This window comes from Phenylobacterium sp. (assembly GCF_031360265.1).
GTDB lineage: Bacteria > Pseudomonadota > Alphaproteobacteria > Caulobacterales > Caulobacteraceae > Phenylobacterium.
The window spans coordinates 12,547-35,067 of the sequence record NZ_JANMBF010000168.1; the positions used below are offsets into that span (position 1 = coordinate 12,547).

General features: G+C 68.3%; 26 protein-coding genes. 9 read left to right on the forward strand and 17 right to left on the reverse strand.

All coding sequences use genetic code 11. The features are described 5' to 3' along the window. The first annotated feature begins 59 nt into the window (after positions 1-59). On the forward strand, positions 60-1,235 hold the full coding sequence (locus RMN86_RS15410; RefSeq protein WP_309606735.1) for a VWA domain-containing protein: 1,176 nt from the start codon (positions 60-62) through the stop codon (positions 1,233-1,235). Positions 1,236-1,246: 11 nt separating this feature from the next. Beyond that, complete coding sequence (locus tag RMN86_RS15415; RefSeq protein WP_309606736.1) at positions 1,247-1,918, forward strand: TetR/AcrR family transcriptional regulator; 672 nt, start codon at positions 1,247-1,249, stop codon at positions 1,916-1,918. Positions 1,919-1,959: 41 nt separating this feature from the next. On the opposite strand, the gene RMN86_RS15420 is transcribed toward RMN86_RS15415, so the two are convergent. After that, positions 1,960-3,057, reverse strand: a complete 1,098-nt coding sequence (locus RMN86_RS15420; RefSeq protein WP_309606760.1) for a UdgX family uracil-DNA binding protein — start codon at positions 3,055-3,057, stop codon at positions 1,960-1,962. 33 nt (positions 3,058-3,090) lie between these two features. Here RMN86_RS15420 and RMN86_RS15425 point away from each other — a divergent pair, with 33 nt between their 5' ends. Further along, positions 3,091-4,446 (forward strand): IS1182 family transposase, encoded by a 1,356-nt coding sequence (locus RMN86_RS15425; RefSeq protein ID WP_309606761.1) that lies wholly within the window; start codon positions 3,091-3,093, stop codon positions 4,444-4,446. A 42-nt stretch (positions 4,447-4,488) separates the two neighbouring features. Here the strand turns inward: RMN86_RS15425 and RMN86_RS15430 are convergent, their stop codons facing one another. Then, complete coding sequence (locus RMN86_RS15430) at positions 4,489-4,917, reverse strand: DUF4130 domain-containing protein (RefSeq protein WP_309606737.1); 429 nt, start codon at positions 4,915-4,917, stop codon at positions 4,489-4,491. A 188-nt stretch (positions 4,918-5,105) separates the two neighbouring features. Between RMN86_RS15430 and RMN86_RS15435 the strand changes: the two genes are divergently transcribed. From RMN86_RS15435 to RMN86_RS15445, 3 genes are all read left to right on the forward strand, one after another. Continuing rightward, positions 5,106-5,720: a DUF6134 family protein gene (locus RMN86_RS15435; protein WP_309606738.1), complete on the forward strand. Its 615-nt coding sequence runs from the start codon at positions 5,106-5,108 to the stop codon at positions 5,718-5,720. Between the two features lie 38 nt (positions 5,721-5,758). Continuing rightward, positions 5,759-6,601: a methyltransferase domain-containing protein gene (locus RMN86_RS15440; RefSeq protein ID WP_309606739.1), complete on the forward strand. Its 843-nt coding sequence runs from the start codon at positions 5,759-5,761 to the stop codon at positions 6,599-6,601. A gap of 128 nt (positions 6,602-6,729) precedes the next feature. Further along, entirely contained in the window at positions 6,730-8,052 is a 1,323-nt protein-coding gene (locus RMN86_RS15445) for an MFS transporter (protein ID WP_309606740.1), read from the forward strand. Between the two features lie 6 nt (positions 8,053-8,058). Here the strand turns inward: RMN86_RS15445 and RMN86_RS15450 are convergent, their stop codons facing one another. The 13 genes from RMN86_RS15450 to RMN86_RS15510 all read right to left on the reverse strand — a co-directional run bounded on the left by RMN86_RS15450 (position 8,059) and on the right by RMN86_RS15510 (position 18,304). After that, on the reverse strand, positions 8,059-9,135 hold the full coding sequence (locus RMN86_RS15450; protein WP_309606741.1) for a Glu/Leu/Phe/Val dehydrogenase dimerization domain-containing protein: 1,077 nt from the start codon (positions 9,133-9,135) through the stop codon (positions 8,059-8,061). A gap of 43 nt (positions 9,136-9,178) precedes the next feature. After that, positions 9,179-9,664: a cytochrome c gene (locus tag RMN86_RS15455; protein WP_309606742.1), complete on the reverse strand. Its 486-nt coding sequence runs from the start codon at positions 9,662-9,664 to the stop codon at positions 9,179-9,181. A gap of 9 nt (positions 9,665-9,673) precedes the next feature. Next, on the reverse strand, positions 9,674-11,443 hold the full coding sequence (locus RMN86_RS15460; RefSeq protein WP_309606743.1) for a PQQ-dependent dehydrogenase, methanol/ethanol family: 1,770 nt from the start codon (positions 11,441-11,443) through the stop codon (positions 9,674-9,676). A 117-nt stretch (positions 11,444-11,560) separates the two neighbouring features. Continuing rightward, a complete protein-coding gene (locus RMN86_RS15465; RefSeq protein WP_309606744.1) occupies positions 11,561-12,577 on the reverse strand; it encodes an alpha/beta fold hydrolase in 1,017 nt (338 codons plus the stop codon). 44 nt (positions 12,578-12,621) lie between these two features. Beyond that, positions 12,622-13,248, reverse strand: coding sequence for a glutathione S-transferase family protein (locus tag RMN86_RS15470; protein ID WP_309606745.1), 627 nt, complete (start codon positions 13,246-13,248; stop codon positions 12,622-12,624). Further along, entirely contained in the window at positions 13,245-13,526 is a 282-nt protein-coding gene (locus RMN86_RS15475; protein ID WP_309606746.1) for a DUF3253 domain-containing protein, read from the reverse strand. The genes RMN86_RS15470 and RMN86_RS15475 overlap by 4 nt, the downstream gene beginning before the upstream one ends. Continuing rightward, positions 13,523-13,900 carry a type II toxin-antitoxin system VapC family toxin gene (locus RMN86_RS15480; protein ID WP_309606747.1) on the reverse strand — a complete coding sequence of 126 codons (378 nt, stop codon included), beginning with the start codon at positions 13,898-13,900 and terminating at the stop codon, positions 13,523-13,525. The genes RMN86_RS15475 and RMN86_RS15480 overlap by 4 nt, the downstream gene beginning before the upstream one ends. Beyond that, on the reverse strand, positions 13,897-14,274 hold the full coding sequence (locus RMN86_RS15485; RefSeq protein WP_309606748.1) for a FitA-like ribbon-helix-helix domain-containing protein: 378 nt from the start codon (positions 14,272-14,274) through the stop codon (positions 13,897-13,899). Before RMN86_RS15485 ends, RMN86_RS15480 begins: the two co-directional genes overlap by 4 nt. Before the next feature lie 83 nt (positions 14,275-14,357). Next, positions 14,358-14,735: a type II toxin-antitoxin system VapC family toxin gene (locus tag RMN86_RS15490; protein WP_309606749.1), complete on the reverse strand. Its 378-nt coding sequence runs from the start codon at positions 14,733-14,735 to the stop codon at positions 14,358-14,360. Further along, a complete protein-coding gene (locus tag RMN86_RS15495) occupies positions 14,732-15,019 on the reverse strand; it encodes a type II toxin-antitoxin system prevent-host-death family antitoxin (RefSeq protein ID WP_309606750.1) in 288 nt (95 codons plus the stop codon). The genes RMN86_RS15490 and RMN86_RS15495 overlap by 4 nt, the downstream gene beginning before the upstream one ends. Positions 15,020-15,058: 39 nt before the next feature. Further along, positions 15,059-16,207: an acyl-CoA dehydrogenase family protein gene (locus tag RMN86_RS15500; protein WP_309606751.1), complete on the reverse strand. Its 1,149-nt coding sequence runs from the start codon at positions 16,205-16,207 to the stop codon at positions 15,059-15,061. Position 16,208: 1 nt separating this feature from the next. Then, entirely contained in the window at positions 16,209-17,405 is a 1,197-nt protein-coding gene (locus tag RMN86_RS15505) for an acetyl-CoA C-acetyltransferase (protein ID WP_309606752.1), read from the reverse strand. A gap of 107 nt (positions 17,406-17,512) precedes the next feature. After that, on the reverse strand, positions 17,513-18,304 hold the full coding sequence (locus RMN86_RS15510) for a hypothetical protein (RefSeq protein WP_309606753.1): 792 nt from the start codon (positions 18,302-18,304) through the stop codon (positions 17,513-17,515). 58 nt (positions 18,305-18,362) lie between these two features. On the opposite strand from RMN86_RS15510, the gene RMN86_RS15515 reads away from it, so the two are divergent. From RMN86_RS15515 to RMN86_RS15525, 3 genes are read left to right on the forward strand one after another with little or no spacing between them, the layout of a single operon-like run. Then, positions 18,363-18,842, forward strand: a complete 480-nt coding sequence (locus tag RMN86_RS15515) for a PaaI family thioesterase (RefSeq protein WP_309606754.1) — start codon at positions 18,363-18,365, stop codon at positions 18,840-18,842. Positions 18,843-18,899: 57 nt separating this feature from the next. Then, positions 18,900-19,259, forward strand: coding sequence for a GFA family protein (locus RMN86_RS15520; protein ID WP_309606755.1), 360 nt, complete (start codon positions 18,900-18,902; stop codon positions 19,257-19,259). Between the two features lie 22 nt (positions 19,260-19,281). Beyond that, positions 19,282-20,289, forward strand: a complete 1,008-nt coding sequence (locus RMN86_RS15525; RefSeq protein ID WP_309606756.1) for an MsnO8 family LLM class oxidoreductase — start codon at positions 19,282-19,284, stop codon at positions 20,287-20,289. 36 nt (positions 20,290-20,325) lie between these two features. On the opposite strand, the gene RMN86_RS15530 is transcribed toward RMN86_RS15525, so the two are convergent. Both RMN86_RS15530 and RMN86_RS15535 read right to left on the reverse strand, forming a co-directional pair. After that, entirely contained in the window at positions 20,326-20,958 is a 633-nt protein-coding gene (locus RMN86_RS15530) for a glutathione S-transferase (RefSeq protein ID WP_309606757.1), read from the reverse strand. After that, positions 20,955-22,316: a nucleoside transporter C-terminal domain-containing protein gene (locus RMN86_RS15535; protein WP_309606758.1), complete on the reverse strand. Its 1,362-nt coding sequence runs from the start codon at positions 22,314-22,316 to the stop codon at positions 20,955-20,957. Before RMN86_RS15535 ends, RMN86_RS15530 begins: the two co-directional genes overlap by 4 nt. Between the last annotated feature and the right edge of the window lie 205 nt (positions 22,317-22,521).

Sequence of the window (22,521 nt, forward strand, 5' to 3'; positions counted from 1 at the left end):
ACATCGTGCGGCCGACGCCCCATCCTCAGCATTCAAACAATCGTTCGCGAGACAGCCGCATGTTCATGCGTTTCTTCACCGAGCTCCGCCAAGCCAAGGTGCCTGTGACCCTCAAAGAATATCTGATGCTCATGGAGGGGATGGACAAGCAGGTGATCGACCGCACGGTCGAGGATTTCTACTACCTGTCCCGCGCCGCCCTGGTGAAGGACGAGAAGAACATCGACAAGTTCGACCAGGTGTTCGGTCACGTGTTCAAGGGCCTGGAGCGGATGGGCGACGACGTCGCCATCGACATCCCGGCGGAGTGGCTGAAGAAGCTCTCCGACCAGTTCCTCACCGACGAGGAGAAGGCGCAGATCGAGGCCATGGGCGGCTTCGACAAGCTGATGGAGGCGCTGGCCGAGCGCATGCGCGAGCAGAAGGAGCGCCACGAGAAGGGCGACAAGGCGATCGGCACTGGGGGAACCTCCCCCTTCGGCGCCAACGGCTATCACCCCGAGGGCGTCCGCATCGGCCAGGACAAGGGCCGCCACGGCAAGGCGATCAAGGTCTGGGACAAGCGCGAATACAAGAACCTCGACGATCAGGTCGAGCTGGGCACGCGGAACATCAAGGTCGCCCTGCGCCGCCTGCGCAAATGGGTCCGCGAGGGCTCGCCCGACGAACTGGACATGAACGGCACCATCCACGGCACCGCCGAGAAGGGCTACCTCGACATCCACATGCGCCCCGAGCGGCGCAACAAGATCAGCGTGCTGATCTTCTTCGACATCGGCGGCTCGATGGACAGCCACATCAAGGTCTGTGAGGAGTTGTTTTCCGCCGCCCGCTCAGAATTCAAGAACATGGAATTCTACTACTTCCATAACTGCCTCTATGAGAGCGTCTGGAAGGACAACCGGCGCCGCCACGCCGAGAAGCTGAACACCTGGGACATCCTCCACAAGTACCCGCACGACTACAAGGTGATCTTCGTCGGCGACGCCACCATGAGCCCCTATGAAATAACCTATCCGGGCGGCTCGGTTGAGCACTGGAACGAGGAAGCCGGCGCGGTCTGGATGGACCGGGTGGCCAACATCTACGAACACATGATCTGGCTGAACCCCACCGCCGAGCGCCACTGGGACTACACGCCCTCGGTGACGGTGATGAAGCAGTTGGTGGGCGAGCGGATGTATCCGCTGACCCTGGCGGGCCTGGAGAAGGCTATGAAGGAGCTCGCCCGCTAGGCGACCGGCCCATGACCCAGCCCGGCGCAACCGACGCCCCCGAGATCGCCGAAAATGAAGAGGCCCAGGCGGCGACCAAGGCCCTGGTGTTCACCGCCGCCGAGCGGCTGTTCGCGCTGAATGGCTTCCAGAACGTCTCGGTGCGCGACATCACCGCCGAGGCCGGGGTCAATCTGGCCTCGGTGAACTACCATTTCGGATCCAAGGACGCCCTGCTGTTCGCCATCTTCCGCCGCCGCACGGGCGAGCTCAACCGCGAGCGGGCGCGCATGTTGCACGAGGCCGGCGACCGCCATGCCGGCTCACCGCCGGTGCGCGAGATCCTGGAGGCGCTGTTCGCCCCGCCGCTGCGCTGGGCAGACCCGGCCAACGACCGCCGCATCAGCGTCCAGTTCATCATCCGCGCCCGCTCCGAGGGCACGGCTGAGATGCGCGAGGCGTTGCAGAACGACGTCAGCCACCTGGCCCGCTTCGCCGAGGCGCTGAAGGCCGCGCGGCCCGACCTGCCGGCGGAAAGCGTCTACTGGCGGCTGCATTTCGCCCTTGGCATGGTGCACAACAACCGCTTCGCTGAGTTCGACCGCCTGCACCACCTCTCCGGCGGCCTGACCGCGGAAGGCGACGTCAACGCGCTGCTGGGCCGCATGCTGGACTTCGCCGAGGCAGGGTTCAACGCGGCCTGACCACAACTCGCGCTCCCCCGAGGCACGCGTGCGCGCAAGACCTATCCCGCCAACCGCCAGGCGAACTTCAGATCCTCCACGAAACGGTCGTAAGCCTGCCCTTTGGCCGCGGGATCTGGAACCCGCAGAAGATAGGCCGGGTGATAGGTCACCACGCCCTGCACACGGTCCGGCAGGGTGATCGCCTGCTGACGCATGGCGCCGACGGCCATCGGCTTGCCGAACACCCCCAAGGCGGCCGTCGCGCCCAGGGCCACGATCACGCCGGGCCGGACCAACCGGCGCTCCTGATCCAGCCACCATCGGCAGGCGGTGACCTGGCCGGCGTTGGGCGTCTTGTCGATGCGCCGTTTGCCGCGAAGGTCGTGCCGGAAGTGTTTCACGGCATTGGTAGTGAAGATCTCGGCGCGGGGCGCTCCGGCCGCCGCCAGCGCCTGGTCGAGCATCTGGCCCGCGGGTCCGACGAAGGGGCGGCCCGCCAAGTCCTCCTGATCGCCGGGCTGCTCGCCCACCAGCATCAGCCGCGCGCGGCCCGACCCCTCGCCCGCCACCCCCTGCGTTGCGTCGCCGTAGAGGTCGCAGCGGCGGCACATCTGCAGGCCGGCCTGGATTTCCTCCAGACCGCCCGGGGCCAGGCCGTCGAACGGGGCGTCGCGGTTCGTCCGTTGGACCGCGCGGACCACCCGGCGCGACGGGATCGAAGGGGGCTGGCTGACCATGGTGGCGGCCCGCGCCTCCGCGCGTTCGATCAGCTCGGGAATGAGCCTGACCTCCGGCAGGTTGCGCCAATAGCGCTTGGGCATTTTCTTTTGCATCGCGCCGACCTTCAGGCGGGCCGGATTGAAGATCGAGGCGTAACAGGTGCGCCAATAGTCCTCGAGATCGTCTTCCTTCGGCGCGTCGGCCGGATCGGCGCCGGGGGTAAAGCGGATCTGTTGTCGGTCCCAGTGGGCGCAGACATCCGGCGTCAAAACCGAGAAATTCATATTGGCGAACCGCCGCGCGAAGAACGGCGCGGTCGCCTCGGTCACCCGGTGCGCCGGCTCGAACCAGCCGACATAGGTCTCCGGCAGCGCCGGGTCGGTGACCAGCCGATTGTGTTGAAAAACTCCGGCTTGTGACGGACCCAGACTGCTGATTCACTTCGGGTATCGGGGGCTGGAGTGAAGCTCATGATGGGCGAGCGGCGGGTGGATCAGGCGGCGCTGTTCTACGAGTTCTCGCTGGAGCGGCACGTGCCGGCCGAGCACATGCTGCGCGCCATTGACCGGTTCGTGGACCTTGAGGGCGTGCGGGCCCATGTGGCGCCGTTTTACAGTTCGACGGGCCGGCCCTCGATCGACCCGGAGCTGCTGATCCGGATGCTGATCGTCGGCTATTGCTTCGGCATCCGCTCCGAGCGCCGGCTGTGCGAAGAGGTCCACCTAAACCTCGCCTACCGCTGGTTCTGTCGGCTGGGCCTGGACGGCGATGTGCCGGATCACTCGACGTTCTCGAAGAACCGACACGGCCGTTTCCGAGAGAGCGATCTGCTGCGCCAGCTCTTCGAGACGGTCGTGCGGCGCTGCATGGCCGAAGGGCTGGTCGGCGGCGAAGGCTTCGCGGTGGACGCCAGCCTGATCGCGGCCGACGCCAACCGCCAGAGTGGGGTGGAGGGCGCCAAGGGTCTCGATCCGGCGCTGTCGAGCCGGGCGGTAGACGAGTATCTGGCCGTGCTGGACGACGCCGCCTTCGGTGCGGCCACGCCGGTGACACCCAGGTACCTGGCCCCTTCCGACCCCGCCGCGCGCTGGACCGCCGCCAAGGCGGGACCGGCGTTCTTCGCCTACTCGACCAACTACCTGATCGATCTCGATCACGCCGTCATCGTGGAGGTGGAGGCCTCCAGCGCCGTACGCCAGGCCGAGGTCACGGCGGCCAAGACCATGATCGACCGCGCCCAGGACCGCTTCGATCTGCATCCCGAGCGCCTTGCCGCCGACACCGCATACGGCTCGGCCGAGATGCTCGACTGGCTGGTCACCGAACGCGGGATCGCGCCGCACGTGCCGGTCTTCGACAAGTCTCAGCGCACCGACGGGACCTTCTCGCGCGATGACTTCGACTACGACGCCGATAACGACATCTACCTCTGTCCGCAGGGCAAGCCGCTGACCACGCGGGGCACGCTGGTGAACGATGGCGCGACCCTGATCTACCGGGCCAGCAAGCGAGACTGTCAGGCCTGCGCCCTGAAGCCGACATGCAGTCCGAACACCCCGGCGCGGAAGATCCCCCGCAGCCGGCATGAGAGCTCACGCGACGTCGCTCGCCGGATCGCCACGACCCAGGCCTACGTGACCTCCCGACGACAGCGCAAGAAGGTCGAGATGTGCTTCGCCCACCTCAAACGTATCCTCAAGCTCGACCGATTGCGACTCCGCGGGCCCTGCGGAGCCCGCGATGAGTTTCTCCTCGCCGCCACCGCCCAAAACCTGCGGAAACTGGCCAAGCTGATCCCGGTCCAGGCGCCTCTACCGGCCACCTGAGAGGACGGGGGCCTCTACAACCTCGCCGGCGCGTCGCCCCGATCACGCCCGGTCCCGTCGGAAGGCCGCGTTTTTCAACACAATCAGCCGGAAGCGGACGAAGGCCTTCATCCTGTGCTCGGCCTGAGCCACGGCCCTGGCAAAGCCACGCGCCTTCTGGACGTCGGAATCGGCATGAAGGCGCAGCAAATGGGGTTCGCGCGCCAGCCGCCAGAGCAGCCGATAGAGCAGAGAAAACCGCTCGTCCGAGCGGTGCAGGATCGCCGCGTCGGCCAGGGCCAGAAAATCCTTCGGCACGGTGAAGGTCGTCCCCGTCACAGGTGTCGCGACCGGCCCATCGTCGAACAACTCGTCGGCCCGGTCCACCGTCCACAGCACCGCGTCTGGCGCCACGCCGAGGGCGCGCAGGCGCCGGGCCGCCTCGCGCCAGCCGGAAAAGTCGGTCTCACTGGCCAACCGCACCACCGCCATCAGCCGCGCGCCAGCTTGGGTGTCAGGTTCTGGAGTCCCATCCTCCTGTCTTATTGTTCCTATTTTGTTCTGTAAAGACCTGTCGCTGAAGCGGCCCTTCGAGCCCCGCCCGGCCGCCAACGCATCCTTTGCCGGTCCGCGCGCGTATTCCTTGCCGGGCGCAATGCCGCGCCCCAGACCGGTGTCCGATGGCCGAACATCACCCCACCCTTGCACGCCGCACGGTCCTCGCCGGCGGATTGGTCGTGCCCCTGATGCCCAGACTCGCCGCCGCCGCGCCGCGCGCGCTCGCCTTCGCCGTGTTCCGCAACGGGACCAGGATCGGCGAACACCGGGTCAGTTTCACCGGCGACGGCGCCGCGCTGACCGCCGCCACCGACGCGGTCATGACCGTCAGGCTCGGCCCGGTGCCGGTATTCCGCTATCATCACAAGGCGCTGGAGACCCGCAGCGCCGGGGTCCTGGCGACCCTGGAAACCTCCACCGTCACCAACGGCAGGACCGAGCACGTGGTCGCCGAACGCATCGGCGCGGGCGTGCGGATCGACGGGCCCAGCGGCCGGGTCACCCTGGGCGCCGACGTCAACCCCCTGACCCACTGGAACCCGCAGGTCCTGGCCGGACCACTTTTCAACCCCCAGACCGGCCGGATCATGCAGGTGCGGACCACGCGGGTTTCGCCGACGCACTGGACGATCCGCGGCGAGACCGAGATCGACGACACCTACGACGCCCTCGGCGCATGGCAGTCGCTGAAGGGCAAGCTCACCGACGGCTCGGTGGTGGAATACCGCCGCATCTGACGCTTCCCGGCGGCTGCGTCATGTGATCCCCTCCATCGATGCAGAACCCCGCCCCCAACCTCGACCAGATGACCTATTGGAACCAGGCGGCCGCGCCCGCCTGGGTCGAACTGAACACGGATCTCGACCGCCAGATCGCCCCGCTCGGCGCCGCCGCGCTCGCCGCCCTGGCGCCTCGGTCGGGCGAGCGAATTCTCGACATCGGCTGCGGGTGCGGCCAGAGCGCCCTGGCCCTGGCCGAGGCGGTCGGCGCCACGGGACGCGTGGTCGGCGTGGATATTTCAGCGCCCATGCTGGCGGTCGCGCGGCGCCGCGCGGAAGCAGCCGCCGCCAGCCACCTGAGATTCCTCGAGGCCGACGCCCAGGTCCATCCCTTCGAACCCGGCGCCGCGGACGCGGCCTATTCGCGGTTCGGCGTCATGTTTTTCGAGGACCCCGCGGCAGCCTTCGCCAACATCCGCAAGGCCCTGAGGTCCGGCGGCCGCATCGCCTTCCTCTGCTGGCGAGCTCTGACGGAGAATCCCTGGATGACCGTGCCGATGAGCGCCGGGCTGAAGCACCTGCCGCCGCGGCCGCCGCCGGTTCCGGACGCGCCAGGACCTTTCGCCTTCGCCGATGGCGAACGGCTGCACGGCCTGCTGTCCGCCGCGGGGTTCGCAGACATCGAGGTCAAGGCGCATGATCAGAAGATCCGCAACGATCCGGCCGCAACATTCCGCACCGCCATGCGCGTCGGCCCGCTGGGCGCGATGTTGCGCGAGGCTCCGGAGGCCCGGGAGAGGGTCGAGGCCGACGTCCGCGCCGCGATCCTGGAGCACCTGGAGAATGGCCAGGTGACGATGGACTCGGCCACCTGGATCGTCACCGCCCGCAGTCCTTGACGTCCGGTGCGGCGATCCGTGCTTTCCGCCGCGACCCGGACTCTGTTAGACCGACCCTATTGAATTTGACCATTGCCTGAAGGGCGCCGACCGCCCGGCTCACCCTGCCGGAGCGCGGCGTTTGCAATTTGACCGCCAAGATTGAAACCCCCGGCGACGCTCAGGCGCAGCCCGACCTCGCCGCGCGCGAGGCGCAGTACGAGAAATTCGTCTGGGACAATCTGAAGCGCAACTACCTGGGCAACTATCTGCACGGCATGCTGGGGATGACCGGCTTTCGGCTGGTCAATGCGCCGACTTTCCTGCCGGCCTATCTGCACCAGATCTCCGGCGGCTCGAACACCATCGTCGGCCTCGGCCTGGCGCTGCAGCAGGTGGGCGGGGTGATCTCACCGATCTTCGGCGCCTCGAAGATCGAGCACCGCACCAAGGTCATGCCCGCCGCCATGTGGATGGGCGGACTGGCGCGGATGGCGATCCTCGGCATCGCGATCTCCGGCTGGCTGCTGAAGGGCACGCCGCTGGTGGTCAGCGTGCTCGGCTTCATGATGATGTTCGGCATCTTCATGGGCGCCCAGCGGGTGGTGTTCTCGCTCTTGATGGCCAAGGTGATCCCGATCAGCCGGCGCGGGCGCCTGCAGGCATGGCGCAACGCCACCGGGGGCGCCATCGCCGCGGCGCTGGCCTATTTCGCCGGCCGCTACATCATCGGGCCGAACATGTTCGGCAACGGCTACGGGACCACCTTTGTCTTCGCCTTCTTCCTGACCAGCATGGGGCTTTGGGCGTTGCAGTTCCTGCTCAAGGAGCCGGAGCCACCGACCACCCGGACCCAGGGCCGCTTCCGCGACCGGCTGCGCGAATTCCCGCGGCTGATCGGCGAGGACCGCGCCTATCGCAACTTCCTGCTCGTGCAGATGCTGTCCAGTTCGGCCAGGATCGCAGTGCCGTTCTACATCCTGTTCGTCAGCGCCTCGATCCACCTGGACGGTCAGACCCTGGGCCTGCTGTCGCTGGCCTATCTCGGCGCCGACACGCTCTCCAACCTGGTCTGGGGCTATCTGGGCGACAAGACCGGCTTTCGCCTCGTGCTGCTGTTTTCGATAGCGCTGTGGATCGCCTCGACGGTGCTGTTGATGGAACTGCACGCGCCGTGGGCGATCTTCCTGGCCTTCTTCGGCCTCGGCGCGGCCCAGTCGGGCTACATGATGTCGGCCCAGACCATGATCCTGGAATTCGGCGCCCGCGACGACCTGCCCATGCGCATCGCCGTCTCCGCCACCGCCGAGAGCATCACGGCGACCCTGGGGCCGCTGGTCGGGGGACGGCTTGCCGACCTGTTCGGCTACAACGTGGTCTTCGGCATCTCCATCGGCGTGCTGGTGGCCGCCCTCGCCCTGCTGATCGCCGCGGTGAAGGAGCCTCGCACCGCGCGCCTGTCGGTGATGTAGCCGGGCTCAGGCCGCCGCCTTGTGCTCCGCCGCCAGGCTGATCCGCGCGCTGGCCATTTCGCCGGCCACCTCGTGGGTCGGGCGGAACTCCGACGCCGAGCGTTCGAGCACCTCCTCCAGCGTCTGCATCAGCCGGGCGAGCTTCATCTCCACCCAGGCCGGGTCGAACGCCTCGCCGCGCTCGATGGCGCGGATCTCGCCAGCCACATTGATGATCCCGCCGCCGTTGATCACATAGTCGGGCAGATACAGCAGGCCCCGGTCATGGACGGCGCGGCCGATCTCCGGATCGCTAAGCTGGTTGTTGGCGCCGCCGGCGATCACCTTGGCGCTCAGGCGCGGCAGGGTCTCGGCGTTGACCGCGCCGCCCAGGGCGCAGGGGGCGAACACCTCGGCCTCGACGTCAAAGATCGCGGCGGGGGCGACGGTCCGGGCGCCGGTGCGGCGGGCGACCTCGCGCAGGGCGTCGTCGTTGACGTCGGTGAGGATCAGCTTGGCGCCGGCCGCGTGCAGCTTGTCGGCCAGATAGGCGCCCACATGGCCGACGCCCTGGATCGCCACCGTCACGCCGGCAAGATCGCGGTTCAGCGCGCGGCGCACCCCCAGGGTGATGCCGCGGAACACGCCTTCGGCGGTCACCGGGCTGGGATCGCCGGAGGCGGCGGCGTGGCCGGTGAGGCCGGCGACATAGCGGGTCTGGGTGCGGGCGTGCATCAGGTCGGCGGGCGAGACCCCGACGTCCTCGGCGGTCCAGTATTTGCCGGCGACGTCCTCGATCGCCCGGCCGAAGGCTTCGAACAGGGCCGGGGTCTTGCCGGTCCGGCTGTCGCCGAGGATCACCGCCTTGCCGCCGCCCAGCGCCAGGTCGGCCATGGCGTTCTTGTAGGACATGGCTCGCGAGAGCCTCAGCGCGTCCTCCAGCGCGGCCTCGGCGCTGGCATAGGGCCACATGCGGCACCCGCCCGCCGCTGGGCCCCGGGCGGTGGAATGCACAGCGATGATGCATTTGAGGCCGGATTTTTCGTCGTAAAAGGCGTGGACGCCTTCATGGCCCTCGAATGCCGGGGAATCGAACAAGGTCATGCCGCAATCACTGCCAGACGTTAGAAAGGAATTGCGCCGGTCTCTACCCCCGAGCGGGCAAGGCCGCAACCTTGCCGGCTGAGGACTGCGGTTTGCACTGAGTGGCAGCCTTCAGGTAGGCGACGATCCGCCAGATATCGTCGTCCGGTATCGCGCCGCCAAACGGGACCATGCGCGTGCCGGGCACGCCGTGACTGATGGTCCGGAAAAGCTGCTCGTTGGACCCGCCGAGGCGCCAGTTGCAGCCAAACAGGAACGGTGCGTCGGCGGCGGCGCCCGCAGGCTCCGGCTGGCTGGGACGATGGCAATAGGCGGCGCAGGTCCCGGTGAACAGCGCCTTGCCGCGCGCGACGTCGTCCGGGGATTGGAGCAGACGAGGGACGGGGTCGCCGGACTCAGCGGAACCCGGTGGGGACGCTGCAGGCGGCGCGGCGGTGGGCGCCGCCGGCGGCTCCGCACGGCTCATTGCAACAGCCGTGGACGCCGCGATGAGGCCGGCGACACCGAGGAGACCCAGGGTCTTGCGCATGAGGGGTGATCAATCCAGGGAGAACACGAAGAGCTGACCGCCCTCGGGCAGATTGGACGCGGCGCCGGCGAAGCTGTCGAGGCCAGCCCAACCGCCCGATGGGATCGCAACGTAGGGCTTGCCGTCCAGTTCGTAGACGATCGGCTGACCGCGACCGCCGCCGCCCATGCGGAACGACCAGAGCCGCTTACCGGTCGCCTGGTCGAGGGCGAGCGCCTGGCCCTCCTGGTTCGAGGTGAAGAGGACGCCGCCGGCCGTCGAGACCACGCCCGCCATCATCGGCCGAGGGTCGCGGTAGCGCCATTTGACCTTGCCGGTCTTGACGTCGATCGCGCTGACCAGGCCGTAGGCCTTGCCCGCATTGGCGTCGACCGTGTTGGGCGCGCCGCCCATGAACGGGATGCCCTTGACGTAGACGGCGATCCCCTTGGCGTACTGCTGGCAGGCCTCGATGGAGGGCGCGTAGACGAGGCCGGTGGCTGGATCATAGGCGCCCGTCCAGGAGCCGTTCATGCCGCCGAGATTGGAGGGGCAGACGCGGGCGCTGGGGTTGTCCTGCGGCATGGCGGCGGGGTCGACGATCGGGCGGCCCTTGGCGTCGATGCCCTTGGCCCAGGTCAGTTGCTCGACGTACTGGCTCGCCCGCAGGAAGCGGCCGGTGACGCGATCCAGCAGGTAGAAATAGCCGTTGCGGTTGGGCTGGGCGATCACCTTGGCCGGCTTGCCGTCCAGCACGGTGTCCACGAGGAAAAGTTGGGTGTTGCCGTCGTAGTCCCAGACGTCGTGCGGCGTGAACTGGAAGTGCCACTTCAACTTGCCAGTCAGTGGATCCAGCGCGAGGACCGAGTCCGAGTAGAGGTTGTCGCCGGCGCGTTTGTCGCCGTTCCAGTCCGGCGACGGGTTGCCCACGGTCCAGAAGAGGGTGTTGGTTTCGCGGTCATATGCGCCAGTGGTCCACGTCGGCGAGCCGCCGGATTTCCAGGACTCCCCGGCCCAGGTCTCGACGCCGGGCTCGCCCGCCCCGGGCACCGTCTTCTGGCGCCAGACGCGCTTGCCGGTGTCGAGATCGTAGGCGTCGATGAAGCCCAGCGCTCCGAACTCACCACCGGCGATACCGGTGTAGACCAGCTTGCCCACGATCAGCGGCGCGGCCGTACCGGAATAGCCCTCCTTGTAGTCGGCCAGCGCCACGTTCCAGGCCAGCTTGCCGGTTTTGCGGTCGAACGCCATCAGGCGCGCGTCCAGCGTCGCCATGACAACGCGATCGCCGCCGATGGCGACGCCGCGGTTCGCCGGCCCGCAGCACAGCCGCAGATCATCCGGCAGCTTGACGTCGTAGCGCCAGAGAATCTCGCCCGTCCTGGCGTCGAGGGCCAACAGGCGGTTGTAGGACGTCGTGACGTACATCACCCCGCCGTAGACGACCGGCGAGCCCTCGAACTGCCCGGTCGTGCCGGTGGGCGCGGACCAGGCGACATGCAGGCGCCTGACCGACGCCGGCGTGAGGCCGGCCACCGGGCTGTGGCGAAAGTTTCGGTAGTCGCCGCCGTAGGTGAGCCAATGCGTCTTGTCGGCGCCCTTCGCGAGCTGCGCCGCTGTAACCGGCCCTACCGCCGCGCCGACCGGCTTGGCCGCGTACCAGGCCGTCGGAGCCGCCGGCAGCTTGACCTCTGCGTCGGCCACGCCCGGGGCCGGCTCTGCCGCCCTGGACGGCGGGGCCGCCAGAGCGAGCGCCATGACCGCGGCTATGCCCAGAACGCCCGCCCGAAAGTCCATCATAGCCCGGCCCCCCAAACCTTGCCTCGCGCAAGCCGGTCTTCGCCGGCCGCAGACGACTCATCCCTACCCCAGATGTGTCGCGTTGTCCGCTGAATGGGAAGGCCAGAAGCGCCTGGATCATCCCGCCGTGGCGCGCGATTCCGCACCGGGCGCGGGCGCGGTGGGGATTCTCGGCGCTCCGGACGGCAGAGGCGCCGTGGGATCGCGGATGAAGGCCAGGATGTCCTTCCACACGACCGGGCCCTGGCGATCGCGGGTCAGCAGGTGCCAGCCCCGGGCGTAGAACACCGAGCGGTCGGTCGGCCGCAGATGGGCGGCGGCCTTGAACGCCGCGGACCTGGGGATGATCTGGTCGTTGGCGCCGTAGAGGTAGAGCGTCGGCGGACCGCCCCTTCCCACATCCTCAAAGGCTCGCTCCATGGTCGAGACCAGGCCGTAGAGCGTATCGGATCGCGCGCCCCAGATCATCAGCGGGTCGCGTCCCATGGCCACCAGCTCCTCGTGGTTGTCGGTCGGGCTGACCTTCGACATCAACCAGCGTGGCGGCGTATAGACCTTGGCGCCGGTGAAGTTCGCCGCCAGCCACAGCAGCGTCTTGTTGGGCAAGGGCTGGTTGCGCCAGCCCCAGACCGCCGGCGACAGCAGCACCAGCCGATCGGCGTCGGGCGGCCGGTCCGAGGCGAAGGCCTCCGCCGCCACCGCCCCGCCCAGGCTCTCGCCAGCCACCACCAGGATGGCGCGCGGGTATTTCCGGCGCACCAAGGCGGCCACGGTGCGCAGATCCTCGACCATCAGCGCGTCGCCAGCCCAGACGCCGCGCTCCGGCGAGCGGCCGAAGCCGCGCTGGTCGAAGGCCACCGTGGTCACGCCCTGTGCGGCCCACCAGGGCGCGGCCAGGTGGAAGGCGTTGGCGTAGTCGTTCATGCCATGGACGCCGATCACCACGGCCCAGGGCTCGCCGACGGCGTCCCACTGCGACAGCCCCAGGCGCGCGCCGTCGAAACTGACGATGGCGTCACGCTCGATATGCGGACCGGCAAAGCCCAGCGGCGGCTGGCCGACCCTCTGCACCATCAGGGGCGTGCAGCCGGCCAGCAGCAGGATGGCGACAAGGGCGGCGAGGACGCGGCTCATGATGCGCGAAGACTAGAACGGTTCGCCAGCGCGGCGGATCGCCCCTACCCCGCCAGCGCCGCCTTTTCCGCCGCGATCAGCGGGGCGAAGGACGGGCGCTGCCAGATCCGCGCCACATAGGCCGCCGCCTTGGGATGTTTCGCCGCCTCGATATGGCAGTCGCCGAGCGCCAGCGTCGCCAGCGGACTCGCGACGGCGATGTCCGCCAGGGTGAAGCGGTCTTCGACCAGGAACCCGGATGCCGGAACCACGCTCTCCAGGTAGTCCATCAGCCTGGGGAACTCGGTCTTCTGCGCTTCGTCGGCGGCCGCCAGGTCGCCCGGACGGCCGAAGAATTTCTGCGAGACCACCCGGTTGAAGAAGATCTTGCCGCCGCAGGCCGCGACGATGGTGTCGCCATATTCCTCGTACCAGATGGTCCGCGCGCGGGTCTTGGGATCGGTGGGGATCAGGTTAGGCTGCGGGTGGGCGGCGTCCAGGTAGGTGATGATCGCCGTGGAGTCGGAGATCGCGAAGTCGCCGTCCGCGAAGCCCGGCATCTTGCCGAACGGACTGATGGTCTTGAATTCCGGCGCAGCGGTCTGGCGCACCTCGAAATCGAGCCCCTTTTCCGTGGCGAAGACCATGGTCTTACGCACGAACGGCGACATCGAGGATCCGTAGATGATCATGGCGCATCTCCTTGTGGCGGCGGCGCGTCCCGCGGCATCGGCAGCCGCAGGCGGTAGACACCCTTGAATGTCTCCGGGTCGGCCGGCTTGTTGTGCCGCAGGATCACCAGCTTTCCCTGGCGCGCAAGTCCCCGCGCGATGGCGCGGACCTGACCCAGCAGCCGACGCCACCCCTCGGGATCGACCGCACGGGCGACCTCTTCCGGCGACACCGACTTGCCCGGCGCGATCCTGGCGTTCAGCAGATCGAAGATGGCGGTCTCAACGTCGGCGCTCATCGAATGAACTCTATCCGCAAGGGAAGGCCGAGGTCCGCCCATGGACGATCCCCCGTCAGCACCGGCAAGCCCCGTTGCATCGCCAGCGCCAGGCAGAAACGATCCGCGAGCGAGATGCTGCTCCGCGCCAGGGTGTTTAGGGCGACGACCGCCTGAACATCGTCCGGTCCAAAGGGCTCGACCGTCAGGCCGGCGGTGAACAGTCTGTCGCGGATGGATCGCGCGTCGAAGCCCTGCGACGCCAGCTTGCTCAGCGTTTCGGCGAGGATCACCGGCGAGACCACGCCCTCCGCGAGCCGCGGGCCGACCTGCTCGCCGCCGGGTTCCTTCTTGACGAAAGCCACCAGGGCGGAGGTGTCGATGACGACCGTCACGCCGCGCCCAGGCGGCTCTTGAGAAAGGCTTCGACGTCACGCGGCCAGACCTCGAAACGCTCAAGCCGATCCGCCCAGGATCTGCGCTCCTCGTCGGTGACGAACCCGTTCTCCCATGCGCCTTCCAGATGGCCATCCGTCAGGTCCTCGTCGAGCTGCGACCAGTCCGGCGGGAATTCCCTCCTGATGGCGGGCTTCATCGCCTGAAGGTCAGCCAACGCCCGGGCACGCTCGGCCTCGGTCGGCCGGCTCGCCACAGCCGCCTGCAACACCGCCCGCGCCTCGGCCTCCATGGAACGCCTGTGCTCGGCGGCGCGGCGGCGCAGGGCGTCGTGCACCTCGTCAGGCAGGTTGCGGATGGTCAGGGTCGCCATGGACCCATACTAGGATATGACGGCAACGCTAGCAATGACAGCGATGCTGTCATCGACGCCAGGTTCGGTCTCGACATGGGCGCTCATGCGCGAATGATCCTGACGTCATAGTCGAACAGTTCGCGGTCGTGAGTCACAAGCGGCAAACCTTCGAGTTGCGCCTGGGCGACCAGAAGCCTGTCAAACGGATCGCGGTGATGCAGCGGGAGGGTCCGGACATGCCAGGCATGTTCAGCGCTCACACCAAGCACCTCGTGACCCATCCGCACGACGAGGGCGGGAAGATTGTCTGGCGTCGCGAGCTGGCCGAGCCGGCGTTTGATGGCGATTTCCCAGAGGCTTACGACGCTGATGACGACGCCCGTTATATCGTTTCGCAGCGCCGCCTGGGCTTCGCGACCGATCCGCTCAGGGTCGTCCATGGACCAAAGAAGCACATGCGTATCGAACAGGACCTTCAAGGCCCGTCATCTTCCCACGGGAAGATCCTGCTCTCATCGAAGGACCGTTGAATGTCCTCGTCCGAAGTATCGAAGCCGGGCCCGTACGAAATCTGCCCTTTGAGCGAGCCCATCCAGGCGGGCAGGCCGTCCGGCCGGCGTGGAATGTCCGGTTTGGCCTCGATTGGCGTCAGGCGCACTGCCGGCTTGCCATTTCGGGCGATGACCACCTCTTCGCCGGCCTCCGCCCGCTCGATCAGCTTCGAGAGGTTGGTCTTGGCGTTGTGAATATTGGCGACGACCATGTTAGCTAATCTAGCTTAGCTAATCTCGATATTCAACTCTCACCCGCCCCGCTTCAGGGTCTCACGGGCGATCACCACCTGCTGGATCTGGCTGGTGCCCTCGTAGATGCGGAAGATCCGCACGTCGCGATAGAGCCGCTCGATCCCGTGGTCGGCGACGTACCCCGCGCCGCCGAAGATCTGCACCGCCTTGTCGGCGACCCGGCCGACCATCTCGGAGGCGAAGTACTTGGCGGCCGCGGCCTCCATGGTGACGCTCTGGCCGGCGTCGCGCTTGCGGGCGGTCTCCATCGTCAGCGCCTTGGCCGCCAGGCTCTCGGTCTTGCAGTCGGCGATCATCCCCTGCAGCAACTGGAACTGGCTCAGCGCCTGGCCGAACTGCTTGCGTTCGCCCATGTAGGCCACGCAGTCCTTGATCAGCCGCTCGGCCACGCCGATGCAGACCGCCGAGATGTGCAGTCGCCCGCGGTCCAGCACCTGCATGGCGACCTTGAAGCCCTCGCCCTCCGCCCCCAGCCGGTTCTCGACCGGGACCCGGACGTTGTCGAAGATCACGTCGCAGATGTGGGCGCCCTGCTGGCCCATCTTCTTCTCAGGCTTGCCGACCGAGACGCCCGGCAAGGTCCGCTCGACCAGGAAGGCCGAGACGCCCCCGGCGCCCGGCTTGGCCGGATCGCTGCGCGCCATCACCGTGAACAGGTGGGCCTTGTTGGCGTTTGTGATGTAGCGCTTGGTCCCGTTCAGCACATAGGCGTCGCCGTCGCGGACCGCGCGGGTCTGGACGTTGGCCGAGTCCGAGCCCGCCTCCGGCTCGGTGAGCGCGAAGGAGGTGATGATCTCGCCGGACGCGATGCCCGGCAGGTACCTCTGCTTCTGCGCCTCGGTCCCGAACATCACCAGCCCCTGGCTGCCGATGCCCACATTGGTGCCGAAGGCAGAGCGGAACGCCGGGCTGGTGCGGCCCAGCTCGACGGCCACCAGGCACTCGTCCTCCATGGAAAGGTCCAGCCCGCCATAGGCCTCCGGGATCGACAGGCCGTAGAGGCCCAGCGCCTTCATCTCCGCCAGCACGTCGTCGGGAATCGCGTCGTCCTCGGAGACCCTGGCCTCCAGCGGCCGCAGCCGCTCAGCGACAAACCGGGCGACGGTGTCGAGGAGCTGCTCGCGGGTTTCAGCATCGAGGGCCAAGTTACGCCCTCTCGAAGATCGCGGCGATGCCCTGGCCGCCGCCGATGCACATGGTCTCCAGCCCGTACCGACCGTCGCGGCGCTTCAACTCGCGCAGCAGGTTGGCCAGGATGCGCCCGCCGGTGGCCCCGATCGGGTGGCCCAGGCTGATCCCCGAGCCGTTGACGTTGAGCCTGTCGCGCTCGTCCCAACCCCAGCCTTTCAGCACTGACAGCACCTGCGGCGCGAAGGCTTCGTTCAGCTCCACCAGGTCGATATCGTCCCAGCCCAGGCCCGTGCGCTCGAACAGCCGCTTGACCGCCGGAACCGGACCGATGCCCATCCGCGACGGCTCGCAGCCGGCCGCGGCCCAGCTGACGAACCAGCCCATCGGCTCCAGGCCCAGCTCCTCAAGCTTGTCTTCGGCGACCACCAGGCAGGCGGCGGCGGCGTCATTCTGCTGGCTGGCGTTGCCGGCGGTGACCACCCCGCCCTTTTCCAGCGCCCGCAGCTTGCCGAGGCTCTCGGCCGTGGCGTCGGCGCGCACGCCCTCGTCCCTGGCGAAGATGATCGGATCGCCCTTCTTCTGCGGCACCGAGACCGGCACCACCTCGTCATCGAACCTGCCCGCCGCCCAGGCGGCCGCCGCGCGCTGGTGGCTCATGGCGGCGTATTCGTCCGAGGCTTCGCGGCTGATCTGATAGTCGCGGGCCAGGTTGTCGGCGGTCTCGATCATGCCGGTGATCACCCCGAAGCGTTCCACCGGCTGGCTCATCACCCGGCCGCGCGCCAGCCGATCGTGCATCGTCACCGAGCCCGCCCGCGCGCCCTTGCGCATGTCGGTGGTGTAGTATTCGGCGTTGCTCATGCTCTCGACGCCGCCGGCGATCACCACGTCGGCCACGCCGGTCTGCACCATCATCGCCGCGTCGATCACCGCCTGCAGGCCGGAGCCGCAGCGCCGGTCGAGCTGGTAGCCGGGAACCTCGATCGGCAGGCCCGCCGCCAGCGCCGAATAGCGCGCGATGCACGGCGCCTCACCCGAGGCGTAGCCCTGGGCGAAGATCACGTCGTCGATGCGGTGCGGATCGATGCCCGTGCGCTCGACCAGCGCCTTCAGCACCACCGCGCCCAGTTCGCCAGCGGTCATGTCCGACAGGGCCCCCAGGTACTTGCCGACGCCGGTGCGGATGGGAGAGACGATGGCGGCGCGTTTCATGGGTGTCCGTTCGCGTTGAGGGCCGGCGGTCGATTCAATCGGACCTATAGCGCGTCGGCCGCGATGGCGTCCAAGCCAGATCATCGGCTCCGTGTTCTGGCGAGCCCCTATTCGAAATCTTCCCAGGCCCCGTTCCGCCGCAGCAAAAGTCGGTCGCAAAGAAAGTTGGAGTTGTCCCGTCTCGCTACGAGATTCCGCAGGGCGTGGACCAGTTCGGGCTGATCGGCGGGGACGACGACCAACTCATCCCGTTCCACCGGCGCGACGACGAGGTCGCCCAGCGAAGCCAAGTGCGGATGCTCCCAAAACGCATCCACGGTCAGCAAGCTGGACGCGAGCCCTATATCCGTCTTGATCCCCATCAGAACGCCCGTCCGGGCCTTTGGCGGGGTCATGTTTACGCGCGTGAGCAAATTGGCTTCGGCGCGCGCCCAGATCTCAGCGTCACTCAGCCCGAGATCGTCGCGCAACTCGCTCGCCATTGGAAATTCGTACCTCTCAGGCTTGTCGACAGCCACGACCGCAATCAGCCCTGCCGGTAGCGACCGAGCCAACCCCCTGTCCGTTTCGCCTTCGGAGCCGGCCAGAAAGCTGTGTGGTCGGACCAGCACCATCAACTCATCCGGCGTGGCCTTTCCTGGTTCGTGAAGAACGAGGTCGGCGACCTGACCAATGACGAGTTCTCGCTCACGCGGCGTCTCGCGGTAGTAGGCATAGGCCCGCCCGAGCGCCGTCTCGCCACCGCTCGGGCCCTTGAGGTCGCTGTCCCCGAGGCGCTCGAGGTCGGCGCCCGGCTGCCGGCGTAGAACCTCCTCGATCACCTGTTCCCGGAATTGTGCGATCATGAGCGGCGGCTTGCGCGCCAATCCCAATCGCTGCAACAGCGAACCCTTCCCCATGACACGCCCTCATGCTTTGAGAGGTCCACCCATAGACCAGCCAGAACAGATTGTGAACATGGACGGCGGCGAAATCGAGACCGAGAGCAACTACGCTTCCAAGCTCCAGGTGGTCACCGAGGGCGAATGGGCCGGCTGGTCGTACTATCCCGGCGGCGACCCGTTCGAGGATCTGGCCGGGCCGTTCTATTGTCGCGTCGATGACGACGGTCGGCGCGTCTGTGCGTTCCGCGCCGAGGCCAAGCACATGAACGGCGGCCAGTTCATGCATGGCGGCTGCGTCATGACCTTCGCCGACTTCTCCCTGTTCTGGATCGCCCGCGACGCCTTGGGAACCGGCCCCAGCGTCACCGCCACCTTCAACGGCGAATTCGTCGGCAGCTGCGGCGTCGGCGACCTCGTCGAATGCACCGGCGAGGTGGTGAAGGCTGGCCGCAGCATGATCTTCGTGCGCGGGATCATCGCCAACGCCTCGGCCGGCGGCGAGCCGATGATGAGTTTCTCCTCGGTGCTGAAGAAAACCGGGCCGCGGCCCTAAATATCCGCTCTGGACAGCGCCGCGCGCGTCGTTCCCCATACGGATGAGGAGACGCCAATGATCGAGGCCGCCTGCCACTGCGGCGCCGTGCGCCTGACCGCGCCCACGGCGCCGGATACGGTGACCGAATGCAACTGCTCCATCTGCCGCCGGCTGGGCGCGCGCTGGGCCTACTATTCGCCGGCCGAGGTGGGCCTGCCGAAGCCGGGCTCGACGCAGCCCTACGTCTGGGGCGACCGGATGCTGGCGTTCCACCGCTGCCGCGCCTGCGGGGTGACCACCCACTGGCAGAGCCTCGACGGGACCCAGGAACGCATGGCGATCAATGCGCGAATCATCGAGGGACTGGACTGGGCCGGCATCGGCGTCCGAGCGTTCGATGGGGCCGACACCTGGAAATACCTGGACGAGACGTGAGCGCGCTCCCACATCGGCGGCCATGATCCTCTCGGCCCTCGATCTCTCTCCCGTCACCGGCGACGCGACCCAGGCGCAGGCCGTCCGCGACACCCTGGAACTTGCCCGCGCCGCCGAGCGGCTGGGCTATCACCGGCTGTGGCTGGCCGAGCACCACAACATTCCCGGCCTCGGCTCGCCCGCGCCCGAGATCCTGATCGCGGCCTTGACCCAGGCCACCAAGACCATCCGCCTCGGATCCGGCGGCGTGATGCTGGTCAACTATTCGCCGCTGAAGGTGGCCGAGGTGTTCATGGAGCTGGAGGCCCTGGCGCCCGGCCGCATCGACCTGGGACTCGGCCGCGCGCTGGGGACCGACGCACGGACCGGCGGCGCCCTGCGATCGGTGGGCTCGGACGCCTTTCCGCAGTATTTCAGTCTGCTGACCAGCTGGCTGCTGGACGCCGCCGGCACGGCCCCGATCGACGATGCGCATCCGCTGCGCGACATCCACGCCAACCCGTCGGGGCCCTCCCACCCGGACGTTTTCGTACTGTGCACCTCGCAGGAGAGCGCGACCTTCGCCGGCGCGATGGGCGTCGGCATGGTGTTCGCCGAGTTCATCGCGCGGACCGACGGCGGCCCGGCGGTGGCGGCCTACCGCCAGGCGTTCCGGCCCTCCGCCTTCCGCGCCGAACCCTGGGCCGGCATCGCGCTGATCGCCTATGCCGCGGAGACCGCCGAGCAGGCGTGGCGCGAGGACGCCCAGCGGCGCGCCGGCAACGTCGCCATGCTGTCGGGCCACCGGCGGCGATTCCGCGATCAGGCCAGCGCCGATGCATTCCTGGGCGACTATGCCGGGACGCCCGTCCTGGGGATGGTCGAGAGCCGGACGCTGGCCGCGGACGCCGTCACGGTCCACGCCCGGCTGGCCGCCAAGGCCCGCGAAGCCGGCGCGAACGAGGTGTTCGTGCTGGCCACCGGCCCCTCGCTGGCGCATCGCATCCGCTCGCTCGAGCTGATCGCCGAGGTCCACGCGGCGGCGGCCTGAAGAGCGCCGCCCGCGGCCGCGGCCCCGGCCCGCCCCTCAGCCTGCGGGCGCCGGCATCCCGGCCCTGGCGGCAGGTCGCTCGCGCATGGCCTGGGCCCAGCGGCCCACATGGGTCAGGTCCTGCGGCGCGCGCAGCTTGATCATCCGGCCGAAGTCGAGGCCGATAAACCCGACGATGTCGGCCATCGTCAGCCGGTCGCAGGCCAGCCACGCGCGGCTCTCGAGCTGGCGATCGAGAACGCCCAAGGCGGCGATCCCGGCCGCGAGGCTGCGTTGCCCCAGCGCCGGGTCCTGCTGCTCAAGCGCCGCCATGGCCGGGTGGGTGTGGCGCACGCCCATCATCAGCGGATGGGCGACCATCAGCTCGGCGCGGCGGGTCCACATCTCGATGATCGCGGTCTCCTCGGGCGTCCGGCCGAACAGGTTGGGTTCGGGGTATAGGCTCTCCAGATAGCGGCAGATGGCAAGCGACTCGCCGATGCAGGTCCCGTTGTCGAGTTCCAGAACCGGCGCCAGGGGCAGGCCGGTCTTGGCCACATAGTCCGGCTGGCGCTGGTCGCCGTTCATCAGGCTGAGCGTCACCACCTCGATGTCCTCGACGCCCTTCTCGGCCATGACCCAGCGGACCCGGCGCGGATTGGGCGCCAGAGGCGTGTCGTAGAGCTTCATGGCGTCGCCCTTGTCGCGGGGGCCGGGTTGGGGGCCAGCGTTGGCGCGAGAACCGGCGCGGGCCTGGGCGTCGGTTCGCGTCCGAACAGCTCGCTCGGCATGACGCCGACCACCGAGGCGGTGAGGCAGGTGGCCAGGAACCCGGCCATCATCGCCTTCCAGACCATGCCGATGATCTCGGTCCGCCGCTCGGGCGCCAGCACCGAATAGCCGGCGACGTTGATCCCCACCGAGGCGATATTGGCGAAGCCGCACAGGGCATAGGTCATGATCACCCGGGTGCGGTCGTCGATGACGCCGGGCGCGATGGCGGCCATGCGGATGAAGGCGGTGAACTCGGTCAGCACCAGCTTGACGCCGAGCAGCGAGCCCGCCGTCGGCGCGTCGGCCCAGCGGATGCCCAGCGACCAGGCCAGCGGGGCGAAGACAATACCCAGCAGCCGCTCCACCGACACCGGCGCGCCGCGCACGTCGCCGAGCAGCCCTAAGATGCCGTTGACCATGGCCACCAGGGCCACGAAGACGATCAGGGTGGCGGCGACGTTGAGGACGATGGAGAGCCCGTCGCCGGCGCCCTTGATCAGGGCGTCGACCGAACTCTCGTAGACCTTGTCCTCCTCCGGCCGGAGCTCCACGGTGACTTCGGCCTCGGCCAGCCTGGGCACCAGGATGCGGGCCAGCAGCACGCCGGCCGGGGCCGAGATGATCGAGGCGGTCAGCACGTGGCTGGCGGCGTTCGGCAGCACGTCCTTGAGGATCGTCGCATAGGCCACCATGGTCGAGCCGGAGACGCAGGCCATGCCGACGGCGAGCAGCATGAACAACTCCGAGCGCGACAGGCTGGGCAGGTAGGAGCGGATGAAGATCGGGCCCTCGACCTGGCCCATGAAGACGGTGGCCGCGGTGGCCAGCGCCGGCGGCCCGCGCAGGCCCATGGTCTTTTCGAAGACGATACCGAAGCCCTGGGTGATCCAGCGCAGGATCCGCCAGTGCCAGAGCAGGGCGGCCAGGGCGCAGACCACCAGGATCACCGGCAGCACCCGGAAGGCGAAGACGAACAACGCGCCCGGATCGGTCACGGCATAGGGCTGGTTGGGAGTCCCCGCCAGAAACCCGAAGACGAAGGCGACGCCGGCCTGGGTCGAGGCCGACAGCCCGTCGACGGCGTGGCCGACGCCGTGCAATCCGGCGCGCAGGGCCGGCAGGCCGAACAGCGCCAGCACCAGCACCGCCTGCACCAGCACCGCGCCGATCGCCAGTTTCCAGGGAAACGCCCGGCGGTTCTCCGACAGCGCCCAGCAGATGCCGATGGCCAGCGCGACGCCCACGAGACTCTGAGCATTTTCCAGTCGGAACATCGCCACCAACCCCACCCGGCCGCGACTCCAGCGACCCCGGCTGAGATAGAGGATCAGATGCCGCGCCGGTGCAAGATTGCAGCCTGTCGCGAATGTGTGGGCATAGCAGGGAATTACGGTGATGGTGTGGAGGGGGGGCGCCGGCGCCCCCCCCCCCCCCCCCCCAACAAAACCACCGCCCCCCGGGGGGCGGGCGGGAGGGGGG